This window comes from Sphingobium sp. FG125, from assembly GCF_057809795.1.
The window spans coordinates 209,652-231,454 of record NZ_JBMDKQ010000006.1; the positions used below are offsets into that span (position 1 = coordinate 209,652).

Consider the following 21,803-nt stretch of genomic DNA (forward strand, 5'->3'; position numbering starts at 1 on the left):
CGGTTAAATTGCTCCCCCTCCAGCCCGGCTATCGCGGCTCGTGATTGGCTGCGACCGCCTTAGCCACCGCCTGCATCAGCGCCCAGCGTTCGGGGATGCTGACCGTAGTGCTGCCGATCATCACCGCCACCGCATAGCTGGTGCCATCGGGCGCGGTCATGATGCCGATATCGTTGAAGCCGGTGGAACGCGGCGGCAGATCCTGCCCTGTCCCGGTCTTATGCAGGTAGGACCAGCCCGGCGGCACCCCGCCCTTGATCCGCTGCGGCCCTGTCTTGGCTTCCGACATGATCGACAGCAGCAGCCGCGATGAGGTGGCGGACAGCATGTCGCCCTGTTTCAACTTGGCCAGCGCCTGGACGATCGAGGCGGGGGTCGCGCCGTCGGGCGGGCTGGCGAGATAATTGTCCAGCGCCTTCACCCGCGCCGCCATCGGCACTTTGGCGCGGGCGGCGTAGAAATTGCGCCCGATTGCATAATCCTGCCGCCAGTCGAGACCCGCCGTCGCCGATTGCAGCAGCCGTTCGCCCGGCCCGAAGCGAATGTCCTTGATCATCCGCCGCGCCAGAAAGCCGCGCACGGCGTCCGGCCCGCCGACCGCGCGCAGCAGCGTGTCGTTGGCGGTATTGTCGCTCTGGGTCATGGCCCGGCGCATCAGGTCGGAGTAGCTGGTGGTCCAGCCGCCGTCCTTGATCATCGCGGCGGATGGCTGGTGGAACAGGGTCAGGTCGTTACGGGTGATGGTGGTCGTGTCGGTCAGGCGCAGCTTGCCCCGGTCGACCGCGTCCAGGAAGGTCATCGCCACCCAGAGTTTCGACACGCTTTGCTGCGGGAAGAGCGCATTGCCGTTCCAGGCGACGGTCCAGTCCGCACCGATCCGCCGCACGGCAATACCAACCTTGCCCCGGAAGCTCTGGCCAAGATTGCGCACGACGCTGACCAGCGCGGGGGAAGGCGTTTCGGTCTGGTCGATGTCGCGATAGGGCAGCGGCGGATTGGCGACCTCACGGATCGGCCATGTATTGGTCGTTGGCTGCACCCGTTGCGGCGCGGGTGCGGCGGCCTGCGCCGGGCGCGGTTCGGGGGCGCTGACACAGGCGGACAGCGCCGCCATCAACAGGACCAGGCGCGCAGAACCGCCCCGGCGTTCATTCGATCTCATTCCATTCCCCGCACTCTATAAGCGCCATTTAGGGGCAGCCACCCGCCAAGCGGGCAAGGCTGATGCGACGAATGATTCCACAAATGCGATGTAAGGAGGCTGAACGGGGAACCGGATAGAGCAACGTCCGCTCAGTTGCGGTTAAGCGGCGGAGCGGCAATAGAGCGGCATGATGGATCAAGGCATGGACAGGCGGGCGCTACTGGGCGGGGCGCTGGCAGCGGGCGGATTGATGTGGAGCGGGACGGCGCAGGCCGCGCCCTTTGTCTCGCGCCGGATCGCGGTGACTGTGCGGGGATCGGGGCGAGATGTGCTGCTGATCCCCGGCCTCGCCAGCGGTCCGGGCATCTGGAACGGGGTGCTGGGCGCGGTGCCGGGCTATCGCTTTCATCTGATCCAGGTGCGCGGTTTTGCTGGCCTTTCGGCGGAAAGCAATGTCAGCGGCCCGCTGGTCCAGCCGCTGGCCGATGAGATCGCCCGTTACATTACAGCATCGGGCCTCAAGCGCCCGGCGATCGTTGGCCATTCGATGGGTGGTACGCTGGCGATGCTGCTGGGTCTGAAAGCTGTGGCGGGCCGGGTGATGGTGGTCGATATGCTGCCAGCCGGGGCAGCGATGGTCGGCGGCACCGCCAGTGGTCTGGGCTTTCTGGCCGATCAGCTGGGCGGCTATCTGACCGGGACGGTGGCGGGGCGGCGCTATCTGGCGCAGATGGTCGGGCAGGCACCTGGAGCTAAGGGCAGCGATCCCGATGTGATCGCCAGCGCCTTGCGCGATCTGGCCAATATTGACCTTGGCCCGCAACTTGCGCGGCTGAACGTCCCGCTGGAGGTGGTCTATGCGGTCGGCGCGGACCGCGAGCAGGCCGCCATCATCGCCAGCCGGTTCCGCACGGCCTATGCCCCCAAGAAGGATGCGGTGCTGCGGGCGATTGGTCCTAGCGGCCATATGGTCATGGCCGATCAGCCCGCGCGCTTTCATGCGACACTCGGCACTTTCCTCAAGGATATTTGACGCGCGTCAAAGCGGGTCGCGGCGGACCAGGCTAGAGCGGAGATACCGGAAGCGCTTTCAGCGCCTCCCTCCTCCTCCTCCTTCAGGCGCGGCGCCGACCCGGCGACCGCGCCGCTTTTTATGGTGCCAGCACCGTATCCACCGCAGCCTCCAGCGTTTCGGGATAGTCGAGCGTATAGTGCAACCCCCGGCTTTCCTTGCGATGGAGGGCCGAGCGGACGATCAGCCGGGCGACCTCCAGCAGGTTGCGCAGTTCAATGAGGTCCGGGGTGACGCGGAAATTGCCGTAATAATCATCGACCTCCTGCGCCAGCAGGGCGACGCGATGCTGGGCGCGTTCCAGCCGCTTGGTGGTGCGGACGATACCGACATAATCCCACATGAAGCGGCGAATTTCCTTCCAATTGTGCTGGACGATGACCTCTTCGTCGCTGTTGGTAACGCGGCTTTCGTCCCATGGCCGGATCGGCGGCGGGGCGGGCAGTTCGTCCCAATGGGCGCGGATGTGGCTGGCCGCGGCTTCCCCGAACACGAAACATTCGAGCAGCGAGTTGGACGCCAGGCGATTGGCGCCATGGAGGCCGCTTTCGGTCACTTCGCCCGCAGCATAGAGGCCGGGCAGGTCGGTGCGGCCGTCAAGATCGATCACCACCCCGCCGCAGGTATAATGCTGCGCGGGGACGACCGGGATCGGCTCCCTGGTGATGTCGATGTCCAGGTCCAGCAGCCGCGCATATATAGTCGGAAAGTGATGCTTCACAAATTCCGGCGGCTTGTGGCTGATGTCGAGATGGACATAATCCAGCCCCAGCCGCTTGATTTCATGGTCGATGGCGCGCGCCACCACGTCGCGCGGGGCCAGTTCCTCACGCGGGTCGAAGCGCGGCATGAACCGTTCGCCGCCACCTGGTACGCCGGGGGGGAGTTTCAGATGCCCGCCTTCGCCGCGCACCGCTTCGGTGATCAGGAAATTCTTGACCTCCAGATTATAGAGGCAGGTCGGGTGAAACTGGTTCATTTCCATGTTCGACACACGGCAACCCGCGCGCCAGGCCATGGCGATGCCGTCGCCGGTCGCGCCGCGCGGGGCGGTGGAGAAGAGATAGGTGCGGCCCGCGCCGCCGGTGCACAGGATCGTCGCCTTGCCGAGCAGCGCATCGACATGCTTGGTCTTTTTGTTGAAGGCATAGACGCCCCAGACATGGCCGTCGCCCGAATAGCGCTCGCCATGGCGGGAGGTGATCAGGTCGATGGCGATCAGATCCTCGACCAGCGTGATGTTCGGGTTGGCTCGTGCGGCTTTGAGCAGGGCGATCTGTACCGCATGGCCGGTGGCGTCATCGACATGGACGATGCGGCGATGGCTATGCCCGCCCTCGCGCGTCAGGTGCCAGCGGTCGCCAAAATCCTCGCCCGCGTTGAAGGGGACGCCGAGTTTGGCGAGGCGCTCGATTGCGGCGGGGGCTTCGGACACGACGAACTCGACGGTGGCGCGATCGTTCAGGCCCGCGCCCGCGACCATCGTATCTTCGACATGCGCCTCGAAACTGTCACCGGCGTCGAGTACGGCGGCAATGCCGCCCTGCGCCCAGTTGGTGGAGCCGCCATCCAGCGCGCCCTTGGCCAGCACCAGCACCTTGCGATCCTGCGCGAGGTTGATGGCCGCGGTGAGACCGGCGGCGCCGGAGCCGATGATGATGACGTCGTGGGTGGTCGTGGGCATCGTCGTCCTAGATTCTCTTTTTCCGTTCGCCCTGAGCGAAGTCGAAGGGCCGGGCCGAACGGAGTGAGGTTTTGCCTTCGCTACGCTCAGGCGAGGGCTTCGACAAGCTCAGCCCGAACGGAGACTGGAACCGCCCACCCTCACTCGGTCGCCGCCGTCAAATTCAGGAACACATCCTCCAGATCCGGGTCGCGCGTCACCACGTCGACAATCGCCAAGCCGCTGGCCTGTACGGCGCTCAGCACCTGGCCCGCATTGGCGCGGTCCTTGAGATAGGTGATCGTCAGCGTGCGGTCACCCGATTGTTCGACCTTCTCGAAACAGGGGGCGTCAGGCGCGGTCACGATGTCGCGGTCCACGGTCACCTGCACCACCTTTTCCAGTGCCATATCGACCAGTTCGCGGGTCGGCTTGTCGGCGATCAGCTTGCCATGGTTGATGATGCCGATACGGTCGCACAGTTCCTCGGCTTCTTCGAGATAATGGGTCGTGAGCACGATGGTGACACCCAGTGCGTTCAATTCGCGGACATAGGCCCAGAGCTGCTGGCGCAATTGCACGTCGACGCCTGCGGTCGGTTCGTCCAGCACCAGGATCGGCGGGCTATGCACCATCGCCTTGGCCACCAGCAGGCGGCGCTTCATGCCGCCCGACAGGGTGCGGGCATAGGCGTGTGCCTTGTCCTCCAGATGGACGGCGCGCAGCAATTCCATCGATCGGCGCTTGTCCTTGGGCACGCCATAATAGCCAGCCTGATTTTCCAGCGTCTCGAAGGGCGTGAAAAAGGGATCGAACACGATTTCCTGGGGCACGATGCCGATGGAATTTTTCGCGTTGCGCGGGTTGTTGTCGGTATCGAAGCCCCAGATGCGGGCGGTTCCCGACGTCTTGTTGACCATCCCCGCCAATATATTGATCGTGGTCGACTTGCCCGCGCCATTGGGACCGAGCAGGCCGTAAATCTGGCCGCGCGGGATCGACAGGTTGATCCCGTCGAGCGCGCGCTTGCCGCCCTTATAGACTTTGGTGAGGTTGCTGATCTCGATGGCTGGGGCTGGGGCTGGGGCGGGGGCGGGAGTGTCGGTCATGGCTCCACTCTATGGGGATCGGAGGCGGGGAAGGAAAGGGGGCGAAACGTTGATGCCGTGAGGCTTCGACACCCTCGCCCAGCTCCGACTAGGCAGCAAGCTGCCAAGTCTGCGCAACCCTCTCCCTCAAGGGAGAGGGATAAGTCGTTAAAACTCGTCGGCAATATCCATCAGGCCCAGCAGCTTGCGTGGGGCGATCTGCCGCCAGCTGTCGTGTAGCCGCTGCGCGATATGGTCCCAGTCGGTGTCGCCCAGGTCCAGGCGGATGCCGACCCAATCATTGCCGAAATAGGCGGGGCGGTAATAGCGGTCCGGGTCGGCTTCGATCAGGCTGGCCTGTTCTTCGGGGGCGGTGGTTTTTACGAGGACCGCGATGATGCCGTCGCCATGATGGTCGCGGGTGAAGTAAGCGAATTTCTTGCCCTTGACGATGCCGAAGCAGGGCATTCCGTGCGAGACGATCTCGTCCGCCTGCGGCAGGGCCAGCGCGCTTTCGCGGACCTTGTTCAGCAGCCAGTCGGGTTGGCGCTCACGGGTGACGAAGTCGGCAAGGGTGCGGGAGTAGAGCTGATGTTCGGCGATCAGGATGCGGGCGGCGAGGCTGTCTTGCGTGTCGCCGGGCAGGATTGCGACCGGGGTCTGGCCCAGCACCGGGCCGTCATCCAGCTCCGCCGTCACGATATGGACCGAGCAACCGGCATGGCTGTCGCCCGCATCGATGGCGCGCTGGTGAGTGTCCAGCCCCTTATATTTGGGCAGCAGGCTGGGGTGGATGTTGAGCATCCGGCCTTCCCAGCCGCTCACAAATTCGGGCGAGAGCAGGCGCATATAGCCTGCCAGCGCGACATAATGTGCGCCCGCCGCGCGGAGCTGAGCGTCGATGATCTGGTCGAATGCGGCGCGTTTATGGCCCTTGTGGCTGTGGCCGAAGGTGGGGATGCCCTCGGCTGCGGCCAGCGTCAGGCCGGGCGCGTCGGGGTCATTGGCGGCGACCAGCACAATCTCATAGGGGCAGTCGTCGGCCTTGGCCGCATAAAGCAGGGCCGCCATGTTGGAGCCGCGACCGGAGATCAGGACGCCGACTTTTGCCTTTTGCATAACAACATCCGTTCGGTTCGAGCGAAGTCGAGAACCCTGGCGCGACCGTTTCTCGACTTCGCTCGAAACGAACGGAGGGTGGTGATTTTATCCCAGATGCGTGGCGCGCCAGTCGGCCTTGGCGCTCCAGGTTTCGGTCGAGCCGCGCACGGTACAGCCCTTGTCGCCCGCCTGGACTTCGCCGATGCGGTGGACGGTTTCGCCTGCGGCTTCGAGCGCTGTCGTGACGCCCGCGACATGGCCTTCGTCAACGCTAAGCACCATGCCGATGCCGCAGTTGAAGGTGCGCGCCATTTCGCCCGGTTCGATATGACCCTGCGCCTGGAGGAAGGCCATCAGGCGCGACTGCTCCCACGCATCGGCATCGACCATCGCATGGCAGCCATCGGGCAGGACGCGGGGGATATTTTCCAGCAGGCCGCCGCCGGTGATGTGGGCGAGCGCATTGACCATCCCTGCGCGCACCAGCGGCAGCAGGCTTTTCACATAGATTTTCGTGGGCGCCATCAGCGCGTCGATCAGCAGCACGTCCTGATCGAAAATGGCGGGGCGATCGAGCTTCCAGCCCTTGTCAGCGGCGAGGCGGCGGACCAGCGAGAAGCCGTTGGAATGGACGCCCGACGAGCCAAGGCCCAGCAGCACGTCGCCGACCTTGACGCGATTGCCGGTCAGCGCCTTGTGCCGTTCGACCGCGCCGACGCAAAAGCCCGCCAGATCATAGTCGCCCGGCCCATACATGCCCGGCATTTCAGCGGTTTCGCCGCCGATCAGGGCGCAACCGGCGATGCGGCAGCCTTCCGCGATCCCGGCGATGACGCGCTCGGCAACGCCGCTCTCCAGCTTGCCGGTGGCATAATAGTCGAGGAAGAAAAGCGGCTCGGCCCCCTGCACGATCAGGTCGTTGGCGCACATGGCGACCAGATCGATACCCACGCCATCGTGGCGGTCATGGTCGATCGCCAGCTTCAATTTGGTGCCGACGCCGTCATTGGCCGCGACCAGCAAAGGATCGTCATAGCCTGCGGCCTTCAGGTCGAAAAAGCCGCCAAAGCCGCCCAGTTCAGCGTCGGCACCGGGGCGACGGGTCGCCTTGGCAAGCGGCGCAATGGCGCGGACAAGGGCGTTGCCGGCGGCGATGTCGACGCCAGCCTTGGCGTAGCTGTAGGATTCGTTCTCACTCATGGGGGAGCGCCCTAGAGCAAAGGCGGGGAAAACGGAACCTTCGATCTTGGCGGTTGCATCGAACCCCCGTTCACCCCCCGATCGAGTCGGGGGCAGGCTCTGAGCGAAGTCGAAGGGTTCCACCGAGCGCAGCGAGGTGCTTCACTGCGTTCAGCAGAGGGCTTCGACTTCGCTCAGCCCGAACGGGAGGGGGGTGAGGGATAGTGAAGGTTGGCGCTTGGCATCCTGGGCAAATCTCGCCAAAAGGGCGCTCGTGAGCCTGAGCCAGACCCTGAACCGCCTGTCCTTCCAGCCTGGTGCTGTCCTTCGGGCGTTGTCGCGCCCGGTCCAGATCCTTCTCGCCATCGCGATCGGCCTCGCCGCCGCCGCGCTTGTGGCGCAGATGGAAGGGGAGCGGGGCGTGCCGCCGATCGCCAGTGGCGGGGATTTCGAGGTGCGCGGGGTCAAGGTCGACGTCGTAGCCAAGGATGCCGACAGTGCGCGCTATGCCGGGTGGCGGATGGCGCAGCGGCAGGCGTGGCGGATGCTTTGGACGCGCACCCATGGGGGTGGCGGCGCGCCTGCTTTGTCCGATTCGCAGATCGAGGCGATGGTTTCGGGCATCGAGATTGATTTTGAGCAGGCGGGGCCGACCCGTTATGTCGCGACATTGGGCATATTGTTCGACCGCGCGCGCACCGGGCAATTGCTGGGCGTGTCGGGCAATGTCATGCAGTCGCCGCCCTTGCTGGTGATCCCTGTGTTGTGGGATGGCGGTTCGGCCGTGTCCTATGAACGCACCAATGAATGGCAGAAGGCCTGGGCGCGCTATCGTACCGGCGACAGTGCGATCGACTATGTGCGCGTCGCGGGATCGGTGGCGGACCCCATATTGCTGAACGCCGGGCAGACCGGGCGGCGCGGGCGCTTGTGGTGGCGGGTGCTGCTCGACCAATATGGCGCGGCGGACGTGGTGATCCCGATCGCGCGGCTGGACCGGGCCTATCCCGGTGGCCCGGTGACCGGCACCTTCACCGCGCGCTATGGCCCGGACAACAGCCTGATCGGCAGCGTGACGCTGCGCGCGTCGAACGCCAGCGGCATCGCGCAGATGCTGGACGAGGGAGCGCGGCGGATCGATGAGCTGTATATCCGTGCGCTCAACGATGGCCGTTTGCGGCCCGACCCGTCGCTGATCATCGAGGAGCCGGTCGATCCCGATGCGCTGGCGATCGAGAATGCAGCCGATGCGGTGGTAGAGACGGTCGATCTGCCGATGGCGACGGCCACCACCGGCACCACCAGTTTTGCGATCCAGTTCGATACGCCCGATGTCGGGTCGATCGGGGCCGGCGAATCGGCGGTGCGGGCGATCCCCGGTGTGCGGTCGGCATCGACCAGCAGCCTGGCGCTGGGCGGCACGTCGGTGATGCAGGTCAGTTTTGACGGCACGGTCGATATGCTGCGCAACGGGCTACAGGCGCGCGGCTATAATGTCGCCGTGTCGGGGACGACCCTGCGCATCACGCGCAGGCAGGCACCGCAGCCCACGCCCCCACCGCAGCAATGAGCCAGATCAGCCTGCCTTTCGACTGGCACGGCGCGGCCAGCGGCGGGGATTTTCTGGTCAGCGACGCCAATGCCCAGGCCGTTGCCCATCTGGAACGTTGGCGCGACTGGCCTCTGTCGGTGAGCGTGCTGACCGGGCCGCCGCTGTCGGGTCGATCGACGCTGGCACGCCATTTCGCGCAGATGAGCGGCGGCAGCGTGATCGACGATGCCCAAGGGCAGGACGAACATAGCCTATTCCATGCCTGGAACGAGGCGCAGACCAGTCATCGACCCCTGCTGATGATCGGCCATGCGCCACCCGCCAGCTGGACCGTGGCGCTGCCCGACCTGCGATCGCGGCTGGCAGCCGTGCCGCATGTTGCCATCGCAGAGCCGGACGAGGCGCTGGCGCGCGCGCTGATCGAACGCCAGCTGGGGGCGGCGGGGGCACGCTTTGCTGCCGATCTGCCCGACTGGCTTCTCCGCCGGATCGAGCGCAGCTATAGTGCGATTGCGGCGGTGACGCGGTTGCTCGATCGGGCGGCGCTGTCATCTGGTCGTAAGATTTCCGTCGCAATGGCAAAAGACTGCCTGCAAGGCGCTGGCTTTCTGCCTATAATAGCGTCCAACCCTTCCCTCGATCCGTGCGAGTGACCCCAGTGGCCGAAGCCGATCCCGCGACCAGCCTGACCCTGCCCATGGGGCGTTATTTCAACCGCGAGCTGTCCTGGCTGGCGTTCAACCAGCGCGTGCTGGAAGAGGCGATGAACCGCGCCCATCCGCTGCTGGAACGGCTGCGCTTCCTGTCGATTTCCGGGGCTAATCTGGACGAGTTTTTCTCCGTCCGGGTTGCGGGCCTCAAAGGCCAGCAGTTGCAGGATGTCGATATGTGTTCAGCCGACGGGCTGACCGCCGGGCAGCAATTGACCGCCATTGCGGCGGAAACAGACCGGCTGATGCTGGCGCAGCAGAAGGTGTGGGGCATCGTCCATGGCGAGCTGGCACAGGTGGGGATCGAGGTGGTCGGCCCGTCCAGCCCGATCGACCCGCTGGGTGAAGCCTGGCTGCGCGACCATTTCCTGAACCAGATTTTCCCGATTCTGACGCCCCAGGCGCTGGACCCGGCGCATCCCTTTCCCTTCATTCCCAATGAAGGCCTGTCGATCGTGTTCGACCTGCAACGCCTGTCGGACAAGCAGCCGATCCGCGAGCTGGTGATGATCCCCGCCTCGCTCGCCCGCTTTGTCCGTATTCCCGGCGAGCCGGCGCGCTATATGGCGCTGGAGGCCGTGGTGCGGCGCTTTTCGGGCGATCTGTTCCCCGGTTACATGGTGCGCAACAGCGGTGTGTTCCGCATCATCCGCGACAGCGATATCGAGATTGAGGAAGAGGCCGAGGATCTGGTCCGCCACTATCGCAGCGCGATCAAGCGTCGCCGCCGGGGCCGCGTCATTCGCATGGAGATAGAGGAGCGCATCCCCGAACCGGTCGAGGAGATGTTGCAGGACATGCTCCAGGGCCATGAAGCGGTGGTGGTCGAGGTGGAGGGCTTCATCGGCATCGGCGACCTGTCCGGCATCGTGGACGAGGACCGCCCCGACCTGAAGTTCGAGCCTTATGTCCCGCGGTTTCCCGAACGTATCCGCGAATATGGCGGCGACTGTTTCGCCGCGATCCGGGCCAAGGATATTGTCGTCCATCACCCCTATGAGGCGTTCGACGTTGTCGTCGCCTTCCTGAAACAGGCGGCGGTCGATCCCGATGTCGTGGCGATCAAGCAGACGCTCTATCGCGCGGGCAAGCAGTCGGCGATCATCCGCGCGCTCATTGACGCGGCGGAAGCGGGCAAGTCGGTGACCGCCGTGGTCGAGCTGAAGGCGCGGTTCGACGAAGAACAGAATCTGATGTGGGCCGACGCGCTGGAGCGGGCTGGCGTGCAGGTTGTCTATGGCTTTATCGACTGGAAAACCCACGCGAAGGTTTCGATGGTGATCCGGCGCGAGGGCGACCAGTTTCGCAGCTACTGCCATTTTGGCACCGGCAATTATCATCCGGTCACCGCCCGTATCTACACGGACCTCAGCTTCTTCACTGCCGATCCGGCCTATAGCCGCGATGCGGCGGCGCTGTTCAACTACATTACCGGCTATGTGGAGCCGCAGGGGCTGGAAAAGCTGGTCATGTCGCCGCGCAGCCTGCGCGATCATCTGTGCGCCATGGTGGACAAGGAAATCGACCATGTCCGCGCCGGTCGCCCCGGCACCATCTGGGCCAAGATGAACAGCCTGGTCGATCCGGCGCTGATCGAGAAGCTCTATGCCGCCAGCAATGCAGGCGTGCAGATCGACCTGATCGTGCGGGGCATATGCTGCCTGCGACCGGGCGTGCCGGGCATGTCGGAGAATATCCGGGTCAAGTCGGTGGTCGGCCGCTTTCTGGAACATAGCCGCATCGCCGTGTTCGGCAATGGCAAGGCGCTGCCGAACAATGGCGCGAAAGTCTATATCAGCTCGGCCGACTGGATGCCGCGCAACTTCGACCGGCGGGTCGAATTTCTGGCGCCGATCGAAAATCCGACCGTGCATGACCAGATATTGGATCAGGTGATGGTCGCCAATCTGATCGACAGCGAACAAAGCTGGACGCTCGATAGCACGGGCCATTATACCCGGCTCGATCCGGGCGACAAGCCGTTCAACCTGCACCGTTATTTCATGACCAACCCGTCGCTGTCCGGGCGCGGTGCGGCGCTGGACAATGAAGCGGTGCCGACATTGCGCCTGCGCGGGCGGACCTGACGCCCATGAATTCGATGCTCAGCCGGGTCCGCGATGTTGCGCATAATATGGCGACATCGCCCCAGCCGACGACCGGTCGCACCGCGATCATCGACATCGGCTCCAACAGCGTGCGTCTGGTGGTTTATGACGGGCCGCGCCGCATCCCCTTCATCCTGTTCAATGAAAAGGTGATGGCAGGGCTGGGCGCGGCGCTGGCGCGGACCGGACGGATCGAGCCGGAGGCGATGGAGCGGGGCCTGCGCGCCGCCGAGCGCTTTGCCCATCTGTGCCGGCAGATGAAGGTTGCCGATATACGCTGCGTTGCCACCGCGGCGGTGCGGGACGCGACCAACGGGCCGGAGTTCATCGCCCGTGCCGCCGCCATGGGCCTGACCGTGGAATTGCTGTCGGGTCGGCAGGAAGCGGTCGGCGCGGCGATGGGTGTGCTGTCGGGCATCCCTCATGCGGACGGCATCGTCGGCGATCTGGGCGGCGGCAGTCTGGAACTGGCGCGGATCAGCGACGGGCAGGTGCATGACACCATATCCCTGCCGCTGGGCGTGCTGCGCCTGCCGCAGATCCGCGCCAAGGGGCCAAGGCTGCTGGAGCGGCAGGTGACCAAGATGCTGGTCAAGGCAGGCTGGCGGCAGGAGCCTGATCTGCCCTTCTACATGGTCGGCGGGTCGTGGCGGGCGCTGGCGCGGTTCGACATGCAGCTGACCCAATTTCCGCTGCCGGTGGTGCATCAATATGACATGCCTGCCACCCGCGCCGAGCAGTTGATCCGCATCGTATCCCATGTCGATCGCGCGCGGCTGAAAGATATTCCGGGCATGAGCGGATCGCGCGTGCCGACGCTGACCGATGCGGCGGCCTTGCTGTCGGTGGTGGTGCGCCAGCTGCGGTCAAGCCGCCTGATCGTATCGGCCTATGGCCTGCGTGAAGGGTTGCTGTTCGAGGGGCTGCCGCCGGAGATTCGCGCGCATGATCCGCTGCTGGTCGCGGCCGAGGCGGAGGGGGAGGCGCAGTCGCGCTTTCGCGGCCATGGCGACCGGATCGAGCGCTGGATCGCGCCGCTGTTCGCTGATGATGCCGCCGCCGACCGCCGCATCCGCCGCGCCGCCTGCCTGCTGGCCGATGTCGGCTGGCGCGCCAATCCCGATTTCCGGGCCGAACGCGGGATGGAAATTGCGCTGCACAGCAATTGGGTGGGCATCACCGCGGCGGAGCGGGCGATGCTGGGGCAGGCGCTGTTCAGCCATTTTGGCGGTGGCACGGCGATTGCGCCGGGGCTGGAACGGCTCGCCAGTCCGCAGGCGCTGCGCCGGGCGATGCTCTGGGGGCTGGCGATCCGGCTAGCCCAGCGCCTGTCGGGCGGGGTCGAGCGACCGCTGACCCATACGCGGCTGGCGTTGCGAGACGGGCTGCTCCTGCTGGAACTCGATAGCGACGATGTGGCGCTGGGCGGCGAAGTGGTCGAACGGCGGCTGCGGCATCTGGCGCAGACGCTGGGGGTCAAATATCGGCTGGTGCGGGCTGAGGGGTAGGGGGTAAGGCGACGGGTCTAACATCCCAACCCGCCGTCATCCCGGATTGGTCCGGGATCCATTTCATAGCTGACTTTGATCATGCTCTTTCACCGTTGAGCCAATGGATGCAGGGGCAAGCCCGGCATGACGGCAAAGGGTGAGGGGCTGGTTGCAGGATTTGTCCATCCCGCGCCGCCCACCTTCCCCTGCCGCGCAATTGTGGCTAAGTCCCGGCGATGACATCTTCTCCCGCGCCGCTCAGCCGTTCGCTTTTTGGCTTTTCGATCTTTTATGGCGGCATGGTCTGCATCGCAGGCGTGCTGGGCAACAAGCAGGTGACGCTGGGGCCGGTGTCGGCGATCGGGCCTGCATTGGGGCTGGGTCCGCTGGCCGTGGAGGCGGGGATTTTCGCCTTCCTGCTGCTGGTAACGATTTCCAGCGCGGTGGCCGAGCTTCATGGTCGCGCGGTTGCCAACCGGCTGGTGCAGATCGGCTTCCTGCCGCTCATTGCCTCGATCCTGCTGTCGGTCCTGGTCCTGGCCGCGCCTGCCGCAGGCGACATGGACCCGGCGCGGGCGCAAGCCTTTGCCATGATGATGGGCGGCACACCGCGCATCTGGGCTGGCGGGATCATTGCCTATGGCGTGTCGCAGACGCTCAACGTCACCCTGTTTGCGATGCTCAAGGGCCGGGAGGGCAGCCGCCTGTTATGGCTGCGCGCGGCGGTGGCCAGCATATTGTCGCAGATCGCCGATACGTTGCTGTTCGTGACGATCGCCTTTTACGGGGTCTTTCCGATCGGCGAGTTGCTGCTGGGACAGATGCTGGCGAAGGTCGTGCTGTCTGCCCTGCTGGTGCCGCCGGTCATCTATCTGCTGGTCGGGCTGGGGCGGTGGCTGGACAGGCAATCCTGAGCGGCCGGATCGGCTAGTCCGACAGTGAAGCCGACATATGTGGCGATTTTGATATAAGTGATTAGTTAGCAAACTAATTGAATTTCTGTTTCGGGGCGGGCGGTGCAATTTGGCGGGGCGTGCCGATGGCTTCGTTATGGTCATGCCGCGTGGTTCTTGCGCGCTATCGGGTCCTGGAACCTTGCCCAACCGGTCCATTGCCCCTATGCGCCCGCGCATGACCAGTTCGCATGATCCCGTCCCGGCGCTGCTCGCCAAGGCTGAAACCCTCGTCGAGGCGCTGCCCTATATGCAGCGTTATGCGGGCAAGACGTTCGTGGTGAAATATGGCGGCCATGCGATGGGCGACCCGGAGGCGGCGCGCGATTTCGCCGAGGATGTGGTGCTGATGAAGGCGGTCGGCATCAATGTCGTGGTCGTCCATGGCGGCGGGCCGCAGATTGGCGCGATGCTCCAGAAGCTGGGGGTCGAATCGAAATTTATCGGTGGCCTGCGCGTGACCGACGCGGAAACCGCCAAGATTGCCGAAATGGTGCTGGCGGGATCGATCAACAAGGAGATCGTCGGCTGGATCGCCGGGGCTGGTGGCCGGGCGGTGGGCATTTCGGGCAAGGATGGCGGGCTGGTCGTCTGCGAAAAGGTGCTGGGCAAGCGCGAGGCGGACCCCAATTCGGGGATCGAGCGCAATGTCGATCTGGGTTTTGTCGGCGATCCGGTGAAGGTCGACCGGCGCATCCTCGACACGCTGACGCAGGATGGCATCATCCCCGTGGTCGCGCCGGTGGGCATCGGCGCGGACGGCCATACCTATAACGTCAATGCCGATACGATGGCAGGCGCGATCGCCGCGGAACTGGGTGCGTCGCGCTTTTTCCTGCTGACCGATGTGGCGGGCGTGCTGGACAAGAACAAGAATTTGCTGACGGACCTGGACCCGGCAGCCATCGAGGTGCTGCAACAGGATGGCACGATCAGCGGCGGCATGATCCCGAAGCTGGAAACCTGCGTCAAGGCGGTCGAGGGCGGGGTGGACGCTGCCGTCATCCTGGACGGGCGGGTGCCGCACGCGATGCTGCTGGAGATTTTCACCAAGCGCGGCGCGGGCACGTTGATCCGCAAATAGAGCATATATGGCCCGCAAACATTCCAAACATGGTCGCCATGATGACGTGCATCTGGACGAGGAAGAGGCTCCGGCGGTGATTCCGCCTTGTTGGCTGTGTGGCCGACCCACGGGCGAGACGATCATCTGGCATCATCCTGTGCCAAAGAGCCGGGGCGGGCGCGATGTCGTGCCGATGCATCCCATCTGCCAGCAGATGCTGATCAAGAATTTCACCAATTCCGAATTGCAGCGTCACGGCATGGACGTGGACGGGTTGCTGGCCGACCCGGCCGTGCGCAAATTTGTCGACTGGGTCGCGAACAAGGCGCCCGATTTCACTGCGACCATGACGAAGAAGCAGCGCTGAGCGTTTGTCGTTCCCCCGTCGCTGACGGAATGATGATGAAATTCGCAACGATCCCCCATTTGGAGAGCCGATCCATGTCGCTGACCCATCTTCTCGTCCCGACCTATGTGCAGATGCTCAAAGGCCTGTCCGCCTGGCTGGCGAAGGCGCAGGTTGCTGTGGGCGATGACGCTGATGCGCTGCTGTCCGCGCGGTTGGCACCCGATATGTTTCCCTTATCGACGCAGATCCGCTTTGCCTGCGTGCAGGCGCAGGAAGCGGTCTATCGGCTAAAGGGGGAGGATTTCCCGGCCTCGCTTGGCGGGCTGCTCGACGAAGGGCGCAATGGGGCGGAGCATCCCGGTTCGATCGCGGATGCCAAGGTGCGGATCGCGCAAACCGTGGCGTTGCTGGAAGCGCTCGGTCCCGATGCGCTGGATGCTGCCGCTGGCACGATGATCGCCCATGCCCTGCCCAACGGGATGATTTTGGACCTGACCGCTGAGCAATATGCGCGGGACTGGAGCCTGTCCCAATTCTATTTCCACCTGATGAGCGCCTATGCGATCCTGCGGGCCAATGGGGTGGAATTGGGGAAGGCGGACTATGTCGCGCACCTGTTCCCCACTATCCGGCCGGGGACGATGCCGACGGGCTGATCGGGAATCACGGGGCGAGCAGCCATTGCATGGCTTCCGGCTCGGTATCGAAGCAGGCCAATCCGTCGCGATTGAGGATGCGTCGCGCCTGCATCCAGGCCAGTGAACTGCCGGTGACCATGGCGAGCTTGCGGCTTTTGATGTCGCCTTCGCCCAGCACCTGCTGAAAGGCCGCGACGGCTTCCTGCGATTGCAGGCTGCAACCGGAAATGTCGCATAGCGTGACATGCTGGTTGCGCGCGCAGCCAAGCCGGGCGATGACCGGATAACGCGCCGCGCCGAACGCCCGGATCGTTTCGATGTCGAAAAAGCCCGTCAGGGTCATGCGGATCAGGTCATGGGCCGGTTCGGCCTCGATTGTGTAGCTGCCTCTCATCCAGACGCTATGCAGGAAAAAGCTTTCCGAAAGCTTGCGGCGATGCTTGTCCCCCGGCCATCGGACGGGGTAGAGAGAGGCAATATTTTTCGGAGACCTCATGGCCTACGCGCTTTATCAGATCATTGTCATCCTGCTCGACGTGCTGTGGTGGATCATCATCATCCAGGCGGTGATGAGCTGGCTGATCGCTTTCAACATCGTCAATATGGGCAGCGATTTCGTGCGCACCGTCATGACCGCGCTCGACCGGATGACCGCGCCCATCTATAATCCCATCCGCAAGATCATGCCCGATCTGGGCGCGCTGGACCTGACGCCGATGGTGGTGCTGCTGGCGATCCTCATCATCCGTCAGGCGGTATTGCCGCCTCTATTCGGGCTGGTGTGACCGTCTGGGTTCAGGCGGGCGACGACCTGATCCTGGCTGTCCGGCTGACGCCGGGTGCGGCCAAGGAGATGGTCGGCGGCGTCTGGACCGATGAGAAGGGCGCGCAATGGCTGTCCGCGCGGGTGCGGGCGGTGCCGGAAAAAGGGCGGGCCAATGATGCGCTTGTCGCCCTGCTCGGCAAATATCTTGGATTGCCCAAGGGGGCGATTTCGCTGGAATCAGGCGACAGCAACCGGCTAAAGCGGCTGCGCATCCGCGGTGGCGCACAGCCGCGCCTGATCAGCATCATCGAACAACAGGTTGACGTGACATGACCATCGGCAAGATCATCGACGGCAAGGCTTTTGCGGCAGGACTGCGCGAGAGGATCGCCGAGGGCGTCGCCGCTTTCGTGGCGCAGGCGGGACGCAAGCCGGGGCTGGCGGTGGTGCTGGTGGGCGAGGACCCGGCGAGCGCCGTCTATGTCCGCAACAAGGGCAAGATGACGGTTGCGACCGGCATGGAAAGTTTTGAATTCAAGCGCCCGGCCAGCATCGGCGCGGACGATCTGCTCGACCTGATCGAGGAGCTGAACCATGACGAGCGGGTCGATGGCATATTGGTCCAGCTGCCGCTGCCCGCCCATATCGACGAAAGCGCCGTTCTGGCCGCGATCGACCCGGCCAAGGATGTCGACGGCTTCCATGTCGTCAATGCGGGCAGACTGGCGACGGGGCAGGAGGCGCTGGTCCCCTGCACGCCGCTGGGCTGCATCATGTTGTTGAAGGATGAACTGGGCGACCTGTCGGGACTTGAAGCCGTGGTGGTGGGCCGGTCCAACATCGTCGGCAAGCCGATGGCGCAGCTGCTGCTGGCGGAAAGCTGCACCGTGACGATCGCGCATAGCCGCACCCGCGACATTGCCAGCATCGTTCATCGCGCCGACATCGTCGTCGCCGCCGTCGGGCGCGCCGAAATGGTCAAGGGCGAATGGATCAAGCCGGGCGCGACGGTGATCGACGTCGGCATCAACCGGGTGGCCGATACCGAGGACGGCAAGAGCCGGATCGTGGGTGACGTCGCCACCGCCGAGGCGCTGGCCCATGTCCGCGCGATCACGCCGGTGCCGGGCGGGGTCGGGCCGATGACGATCGCGGTGCTGCTGCGCAATACGCTGGTGGCGGCCCATGCCCGTGCGGGGCTGGCCAAGCCTGACGGGCTGTGAGGGTGCGGCTGGCGCTGTTGCTGTTGGGCGCGGCGGCTTTGGTCGCCGCGAAGCCGCCGCTGCGTTTCCAGCCCGATCCCAGTTCCGTCATCGCCGCTGAAATCGCGTTCAGCCGACTGGCGCAGGAAAAGGGGCAATGGACCGCCTTTCGCGCCACCGCCGCCGATGATGCGGTGATGTTCGTGCCGCAACAGGTGCTGGCGAAAGACTGGCTGAAAGGCCGGGCCGATCCGGTGGCGCCGGTCAAATGGTCGCCGTCGATCGTCTATGTCTCGTGCGACGGCAATCTGGCGGCCAGCACCGGCAACTGGACGCGGTCGGACGGGGCGGTGGGTTACTTCACCACGATCTGGCGGCGCGACAAGAAGGGACGCTGGCAATGGATCGCCGACCATGGCGATACGCTGGCCAAGGCGCGCGAGGTGCCGGAATTTCTGAGCGGGAAGGTGGCCACCTGCAAGCGGCCTGCGCGCCCCGATGGTCCGCCGCCTGCGGGCAAGGATGCGCCGCTGCCGCCTGACGACAGCCTGCTCTGGTCGGCGCAGGTCGCGCCAGACGGCAGCCGCCGCGTGACCGTGCAGATGTGGAACGGCAGTGGCTATGACAGCGTGATCGACGACAGGGTAGGGGCGGCTTCATGATCGAACTCTTCATTTCCGCCTTCGTCACCCTGTTCGTGGTGATCGATCCGCCCGGCTGCGCGCCCATCTATGCCAGCCTGACCGGCGGGGCTAGCCCGGCGCAGCGCAAGGCGATGGCGATCCGCGCGGTCGGGATTGCCGCCGCGATCCTGCTGATATTCGCTTTGTGGGGCAAGCAGTTGCTGGGCGTGCTGGGCATCGCGCTCGACAGTTTTCGCATCGCGGGCGGCATCATGCTGTTCATGATCGCGATGGACATGGTGTTTGAAAAGCGCACCCAGCGGCGCGAGGACCGGGCGCAGAAGATCAGCGCCGAAGAGCCGCATGTCGAGGATGTGTCGGTATTCCCGATGGCGATGCCGATGATCGCGGGGCCGGGGTCTATCGCCACCGTCATGCTGCTGATGTCGCGCGCGGACGGCATGGGCGAACGGATGGTGGTGCTGGGCGCTGTCGTCGTGACGCTGGCGCTGATGCTGGGATCGCTGATCGCCGCCGGGCCGCTGATGGCGCTGCTGGGGCATAAGATCGAGGCGGTGATTACCCGGCTGCTGGGCGTGCTGCTGGCGGCGCTCGCGGCGCAGTTCGTGATCGACGGGTTGAAGGCAAGTTTTTGAAAAATAATAAGCCCCTCCCTTTTAAGGGAGGGGGAAGGGGTGGGTGCGATTGCTCCTTCAGCAATCGCTGGCGAAGCCATTTGGCGACAGCGCAGCGCTCGCTTCGCTCGCGACCCACCCCAACCCCTCCCTAAGAAGGGAGGGGCTTGTTTTTGAGGTTAACCGCGCACGTCGGCTTCGGTGACGGGCGAGATTTTGATTTCGACGCGGCGGTTGGCGGCCTTGCCTTCTTCGGTGGCGTTGGAGGCGATCGGCTGGGTTTCGCCATAGCCGCGCGTGCCGATGCGGGCCGACTGGACGCCGCGACCGATCAGATAATCGGCGACAGAGCGGGCGCGCCGTTCCGACAGGGTCTGGTTATAGGCGTCCGCGCCGTCGCTGTCGGTGTGGCCGAGCACGTCGATATAGGTTTTGGGATATTGGGCCAGCACGGTCGCGACATCGTTCAGCGTCGGCTGGAACTGAGGCTGCACATCGGCGCGGTCATAGCCAAAGGTGATGCCCGACGGCATCCGCAGCAGCAGATTGTCGCCATCGCGAATCACGTCCACGCCGGTGCCGGCGGTTTCTTCGCGCAGCTTGCGTTCCTGCGCGTCCATATAGGCGCCGATGCCCGCGCCGGCGACCGCGCCGATGCCTGCACCCAGGATCTTTTCGGTCCGGTCGTTGCGCCCACCGACCAGATCACCCAGCAGATAGCCGCCCAAAGCGCCGCCGATGCCGCCGATCGCTGCCTTCGATATGGAGCGCTGACCCGTGGTTGGATCGGTGGTGCAGGCGGTGGTGGCCAGCATGGCGGCCAGACCCGCGGCGCCGATGATGCGGTGAGAAATATTCATGATCCTGTTCCCTTGTCTTTATCGCGTCCGTGCGGGACGAATAGCCCCCCAAATGGTCGAACCCGAGCGTTTGTTCCACAAGCGAACTGAACCGGTGATGATGGGGATGTTGTGAAATTGAAAGAATAGCGGCTATAGGAGGTCGCTGACCGCCATGGCCACGATCCCCCTTCCCAATCCGACGCCCTTTCCCTGGGCCGATCTTTTCATCATCCTTGCGCTGGTGGCGCTGAACGGCGTCTTTGCGATGTCCGAACTCGCCATCGTGTCGGCGCGCAAACCGCGCTTGCAGGGGTTGGAGAAGGCGGGGCGCAAGGGGGCGACGACGGCGCTCAAGCTGGCGAGCGATCCGGGCAAGTTCCTGTCGACGGTGCAGATCGGCATCACCCTGATCGGCATTATCGCGGGCGCCTATTCGGGTGCGAGTCTCGGTGGGCCGGTGGGTGAGCGGCTTCATGCGCTGGGCCAGGGCGTGGGGTTGGGCCTGTCGGTCAATGCGTCGGAAAATCTGGGCTTTGCGCTGGTCATCGGCTTTACCACCTATGCGTCGCTGATCATCGGCGAACTGGTGCCCAAGCAATTTGCGTTGCGCGCGCCAGAGCCGATCGCGGTGATCATGGCCGGGCCGATGCTGTGGCTGTCCAGGGCGACCGCGCCGATCGTGTGGGTGCTGGACGGGTCGAGCGCGCTGATCTTCAAACTGTTGCGGATGAACCGCGAATCGGAACATCATGTGACGGTGGAGGAACTGCACCTGATCGTTGCCGAAGCCAGCAAGTCGGGCGTGATCGAGGAAAGCGAGCGGGCGATTATTTCGGGCGTGGTGCGGCTGGCCGACCGGCCGGTGCGGGAGGTCATGACGCAGCGGATGGATGTCGACTGGATCGACATTGGCGCGGACGATGCGACGATTCGCGCGCGGCTGCTGGAAACGCCCCATACCCGCCTGCCGGTGGGGCGCGGGTCGGTGGAGGATATTGTCGGCATCGTCCAGGCGCGCGACATTATGAGCGCGCTGTTCCGGGGCGAGACGCTGAATGTCGGCGCGCTGATGCGCAAGGCGGAGGTAGTGCCCGATCAGGTCGATGCGATGGACGCGCTGGAAGTGCTGCGCCGGTCCGACGTGCCGATGGTAATGGTCCATGACGAATATGGCCATTTTGAAGGGATCGTGACCCCGGCGGACCTGTTATCCGCCATTGCGGGCCATTTCGCGTCCGACCGCGACGCCTATGACGAGCCGGACATGGTCGAGCGCGAGGATGGCAGCCTGCTGGTGTCAGGGCAGATGCCGATCGACCAGCTGGCCGAGCGGATCGGCATCGACCTGTCGGAGGACCGCGATTATGCGACAGTGGCGGGCCATGCGCTGTGGCTGCTCAAGCGCCTGCCCGAAGTCGGCGATTTCGTCGACGATCAGGGCTTCCGTTTCGAGATTGTCGATATGGACGGGCGCAAGATCGACAAGGTTCTGGTCGCGGAGCGCTAGGGGTGATGCCTCTTCGGCGACGCGGAGAAGTGTGGCTGCCGTCGACCATTTGCGGAAATTTGATCGGTAGGATAGCTTGTCAACATGCGGACTGTCTTCTGTGGATGGCTCCCGC

General features: G+C 64.7%; 22 protein-coding genes. 15 read left to right on the forward strand and 7 right to left on the reverse strand.

Annotation, left to right across the window (positions count from 1 at the left end; all coding sequences use genetic code 11):
• Positions 1-28: 28 nt before the first annotated feature.
• On the reverse strand, positions 29-1,162 hold the full coding sequence (locus ACODSR_RS08125; RefSeq protein WP_489075390.1) for a serine hydrolase: 1,134 nt from the start codon (positions 1,160-1,162) through the stop codon (positions 29-31).
• 169 nt (positions 1,163-1,331) lie between these two features.
• Between ACODSR_RS08125 and ACODSR_RS08130 the strand changes: the two genes are divergently transcribed.
• The gene (locus ACODSR_RS08130) at positions 1,332-2,177 is read left to right on the forward strand and encodes an alpha/beta fold hydrolase (protein ID WP_489075392.1); all 846 of its coding nucleotides are present in this window, start codon (positions 1,332-1,334) and stop codon (positions 2,175-2,177) included.
• 118 nt (positions 2,178-2,295) lie between these two features.
• Here ACODSR_RS08130 and nadB read toward each other — a convergent pair whose 3' ends face one another.
• The 4 genes from nadB to purM all read right to left on the reverse strand — a co-directional run bounded on the left by nadB (position 2,296) and on the right by purM (position 7,268).
• Positions 2,296-3,900, reverse strand: a complete 1,605-nt coding sequence (gene nadB, locus ACODSR_RS08135) for an L-aspartate oxidase (RefSeq protein WP_489075394.1) — start codon at positions 3,898-3,900, stop codon at positions 2,296-2,298.
• Positions 3,901-4,040: 140 nt separating this feature from the next.
• Positions 4,041-4,988, reverse strand: a complete 948-nt coding sequence (locus tag ACODSR_RS08140) for an ABC transporter ATP-binding protein (protein WP_489075396.1) — start codon at positions 4,986-4,988, stop codon at positions 4,041-4,043.
• Positions 4,989-5,135: 147 nt separating this feature from the next.
• The gene (purN, locus tag ACODSR_RS08145) at positions 5,136-6,086 is read right to left on the reverse strand and encodes a phosphoribosylglycinamide formyltransferase (RefSeq protein WP_489075397.1); all 951 of its coding nucleotides are present in this window, start codon (positions 6,084-6,086) and stop codon (positions 5,136-5,138) included.
• Positions 6,087-6,173: 87 nt separating this feature from the next.
• Positions 6,174-7,268, reverse strand: coding sequence for a phosphoribosylformylglycinamidine cyclo-ligase (gene purM, locus ACODSR_RS08150; protein ID WP_489075398.1), 1,095 nt, complete (start codon positions 7,266-7,268; stop codon positions 6,174-6,176).
• Between the two features lie 253 nt (positions 7,269-7,521).
• Here purM and ACODSR_RS08155 point away from each other — a divergent pair, with 253 nt between their 5' ends.
• The 8 genes from ACODSR_RS08155 to ACODSR_RS08190 all read left to right on the forward strand — a co-directional run bounded on the left by ACODSR_RS08155 (position 7,522) and on the right by ACODSR_RS08190 (position 16,131).
• Positions 7,522-8,817: a heavy-metal-associated domain-containing protein gene (locus ACODSR_RS08155; RefSeq protein ID WP_489075400.1), complete on the forward strand. Its 1,296-nt coding sequence runs from the start codon at positions 7,522-7,524 to the stop codon at positions 8,815-8,817.
• On the forward strand, positions 8,814-9,452 hold the full coding sequence (locus ACODSR_RS08160) for a P-loop NTPase family protein (RefSeq protein WP_489075402.1): 639 nt from the start codon (positions 8,814-8,816) through the stop codon (positions 9,450-9,452). The genes ACODSR_RS08155 and ACODSR_RS08160 overlap by 4 nt, the downstream gene beginning before the upstream one ends.
• A 5-nt stretch (positions 9,453-9,457) precedes the next feature.
• Entirely contained in the window at positions 9,458-11,596 is a 2,139-nt protein-coding gene (locus ACODSR_RS08165; RefSeq protein ID WP_489075404.1) for an RNA degradosome polyphosphate kinase, read from the forward strand.
• Positions 11,597-11,601: 5 nt separating this feature from the next.
• The gene (locus tag ACODSR_RS08170) at positions 11,602-13,125 is read left to right on the forward strand and encodes a Ppx/GppA phosphatase family protein (RefSeq protein WP_489075406.1); all 1,524 of its coding nucleotides are present in this window, start codon (positions 11,602-11,604) and stop codon (positions 13,123-13,125) included.
• Between the two features lie 218 nt (positions 13,126-13,343).
• On the forward strand, positions 13,344-14,021 hold the full coding sequence (locus tag ACODSR_RS08175; RefSeq protein WP_489075407.1) for a queuosine precursor transporter: 678 nt from the start codon (positions 13,344-13,346) through the stop codon (positions 14,019-14,021).
• Between the two features lie 205 nt (positions 14,022-14,226).
• Complete coding sequence (gene argB / locus ACODSR_RS08180) at positions 14,227-15,144, forward strand: acetylglutamate kinase (RefSeq protein WP_489075442.1); 918 nt, start codon at positions 14,227-14,229, stop codon at positions 15,142-15,144.
• Positions 15,145-15,151: 7 nt separating this feature from the next.
• Complete coding sequence (locus ACODSR_RS08185; RefSeq protein ID WP_489075409.1) at positions 15,152-15,493, forward strand: hypothetical protein; 342 nt, start codon at positions 15,152-15,154, stop codon at positions 15,491-15,493.
• A 74-nt stretch (positions 15,494-15,567) separates the two neighbouring features.
• Positions 15,568-16,131 carry a DUF1993 domain-containing protein gene (locus tag ACODSR_RS08190; protein WP_489075411.1) on the forward strand — a complete coding sequence of 188 codons (564 nt, stop codon included), beginning with the start codon at positions 15,568-15,570 and terminating at the stop codon, positions 16,129-16,131.
• A gap of 7 nt (positions 16,132-16,138) precedes the next feature.
• Here ACODSR_RS08190 and ACODSR_RS08195 read toward each other — a convergent pair whose 3' ends face one another.
• Positions 16,139-16,609, reverse strand: coding sequence for a hypothetical protein (locus tag ACODSR_RS08195; protein ID WP_489075413.1), 471 nt, complete (start codon positions 16,607-16,609; stop codon positions 16,139-16,141).
• On the opposite strand from ACODSR_RS08195, the gene ACODSR_RS08200 reads away from it, so the two are divergent.
• From ACODSR_RS08200 to ACODSR_RS08220, 5 genes are read left to right on the forward strand one after another with little or no spacing between them, the layout of a single operon-like run.
• The gene (locus tag ACODSR_RS08200) at positions 16,608-16,898 is read left to right on the forward strand and encodes a YggT family protein (RefSeq protein ID WP_119746334.1); all 291 of its coding nucleotides are present in this window, start codon (positions 16,608-16,610) and stop codon (positions 16,896-16,898) included. The genes ACODSR_RS08195 and ACODSR_RS08200 overlap by 2 nt on opposite strands.
• Positions 16,895-17,212, forward strand: a complete 318-nt coding sequence (locus ACODSR_RS08205; RefSeq protein ID WP_217672879.1) for a DUF167 domain-containing protein — start codon at positions 16,895-16,897, stop codon at positions 17,210-17,212. The genes ACODSR_RS08200 and ACODSR_RS08205 overlap by 4 nt, the downstream gene beginning before the upstream one ends.
• Positions 17,209-18,102 (forward strand): bifunctional methylenetetrahydrofolate dehydrogenase/methenyltetrahydrofolate cyclohydrolase FolD, encoded by an 894-nt coding sequence (gene folD / locus ACODSR_RS08210; protein ID WP_489075415.1) that lies wholly within the window; start codon positions 17,209-17,211, stop codon positions 18,100-18,102. Before ACODSR_RS08205 ends, folD begins: the two co-directional genes overlap by 4 nt.
• Positions 18,099-18,743 carry a YybH family protein gene (locus tag ACODSR_RS08215; protein ID WP_489075417.1) on the forward strand — a complete coding sequence of 215 codons (645 nt, stop codon included), beginning with the start codon at positions 18,099-18,101 and terminating at the stop codon, positions 18,741-18,743. The genes folD and ACODSR_RS08215 overlap by 4 nt, the downstream gene beginning before the upstream one ends.
• Entirely contained in the window at positions 18,740-19,360 is a 621-nt protein-coding gene (locus tag ACODSR_RS08220) for a MarC family protein (RefSeq protein ID WP_489075419.1), read from the forward strand. The genes ACODSR_RS08215 and ACODSR_RS08220 overlap by 4 nt, the downstream gene beginning before the upstream one ends.
• Positions 19,361-19,518: 158 nt before the next feature.
• Here ACODSR_RS08220 and ACODSR_RS08225 read toward each other — a convergent pair whose 3' ends face one another.
• Positions 19,519-20,199: a YiaD family glycine zipper/OmpA-like lipoprotein gene (locus tag ACODSR_RS08225; RefSeq protein WP_489075421.1), complete on the reverse strand. Its 681-nt coding sequence runs from the start codon at positions 20,197-20,199 to the stop codon at positions 19,519-19,521.
• A gap of 154 nt (positions 20,200-20,353) precedes the next feature.
• Here ACODSR_RS08225 and ACODSR_RS08230 point away from each other — a divergent pair, with 154 nt between their 5' ends.
• On the forward strand, positions 20,354-21,688 hold the full coding sequence (locus ACODSR_RS08230; RefSeq protein WP_489075423.1) for a hemolysin family protein: 1,335 nt from the start codon (positions 20,354-20,356) through the stop codon (positions 21,686-21,688).
• Positions 21,689-21,803: the final 115 nt, after the last annotated feature.

Coding starts and splice junctions, on each gene's coding strand:
- ACODSR_RS08160 (WP_489075402.1), top strand. CDS start 8,814: ATGAGCCAGATCAGCCTGCCTTTCGACTGGCACGGCGCGGCCAGCGGC.
- ACODSR_RS08125 (WP_489075390.1), bottom strand. CDS start 1,162: ATGAGATCGAATGAACGCCGGGGCGGTTCTGCGCGCCTGGTCCTGTTG.
- ACODSR_RS08130 (WP_489075392.1), top strand. CDS start 1,332: ATGATGGATCAAGGCATGGACAGGCGGGCGCTACTGGGCGGGGCGCTG.
- ACODSR_RS08175 (WP_489075407.1), top strand. CDS start 13,344: ATGACATCTTCTCCCGCGCCGCTCAGCCGTTCGCTTTTTGGCTTTTCG.
- ACODSR_RS08170 (WP_489075406.1), top strand. CDS start 11,602: ATGAATTCGATGCTCAGCCGGGTCCGCGATGTTGCGCATAATATGGCG.
- nadB (WP_489075394.1), bottom strand. CDS start 3,900: ATGCCCACGACCACCCACGACGTCATCATCATCGGCTCCGGCGCCGCC.
- purM (WP_489075398.1), bottom strand. CDS start 7,268: ATGAGTGAGAACGAATCCTACAGCTACGCCAAGGCTGGCGTCGACATC.
- ACODSR_RS08200 (WP_119746334.1), top strand. CDS start 16,608: ATGGCCTACGCGCTTTATCAGATCATTGTCATCCTGCTCGACGTGCTG.
- ACODSR_RS08230 (WP_489075423.1), top strand. CDS start 20,354: ATGGCCACGATCCCCCTTCCCAATCCGACGCCCTTTCCCTGGGCCGAT.
- ACODSR_RS08195 (WP_489075413.1), bottom strand. CDS start 16,609: ATGAGGTCTCCGAAAAATATTGCCTCTCTCTACCCCGTCCGATGGCCG.
- ACODSR_RS08140 (WP_489075396.1), bottom strand. CDS start 4,988: ATGACCGACACTCCCGCCCCCGCCCCAGCCCCAGCCCCAGCCATCGAG.
- ACODSR_RS08220 (WP_489075419.1), top strand. CDS start 18,740: ATGATCGAACTCTTCATTTCCGCCTTCGTCACCCTGTTCGTGGTGATC.
- ACODSR_RS08225 (WP_489075421.1), bottom strand. CDS start 20,199: ATGAATATTTCTCACCGCATCATCGGCGCCGCGGGTCTGGCCGCCATG.
- argB (WP_489075442.1), top strand. CDS start 14,227: ATGCGCCCGCGCATGACCAGTTCGCATGATCCCGTCCCGGCGCTGCTC.
- folD (WP_489075415.1), top strand. CDS start 17,209: ATGACCATCGGCAAGATCATCGACGGCAAGGCTTTTGCGGCAGGACTG.
- ACODSR_RS08185 (WP_489075409.1), top strand. CDS start 15,152: ATGGCCCGCAAACATTCCAAACATGGTCGCCATGATGACGTGCATCTG.
- purN (WP_489075397.1), bottom strand. CDS start 6,086: ATGCAAAAGGCAAAAGTCGGCGTCCTGATCTCCGGTCGCGGCTCCAAC.
- ACODSR_RS08190 (WP_489075411.1), top strand. CDS start 15,568: ATGTCGCTGACCCATCTTCTCGTCCCGACCTATGTGCAGATGCTCAAA.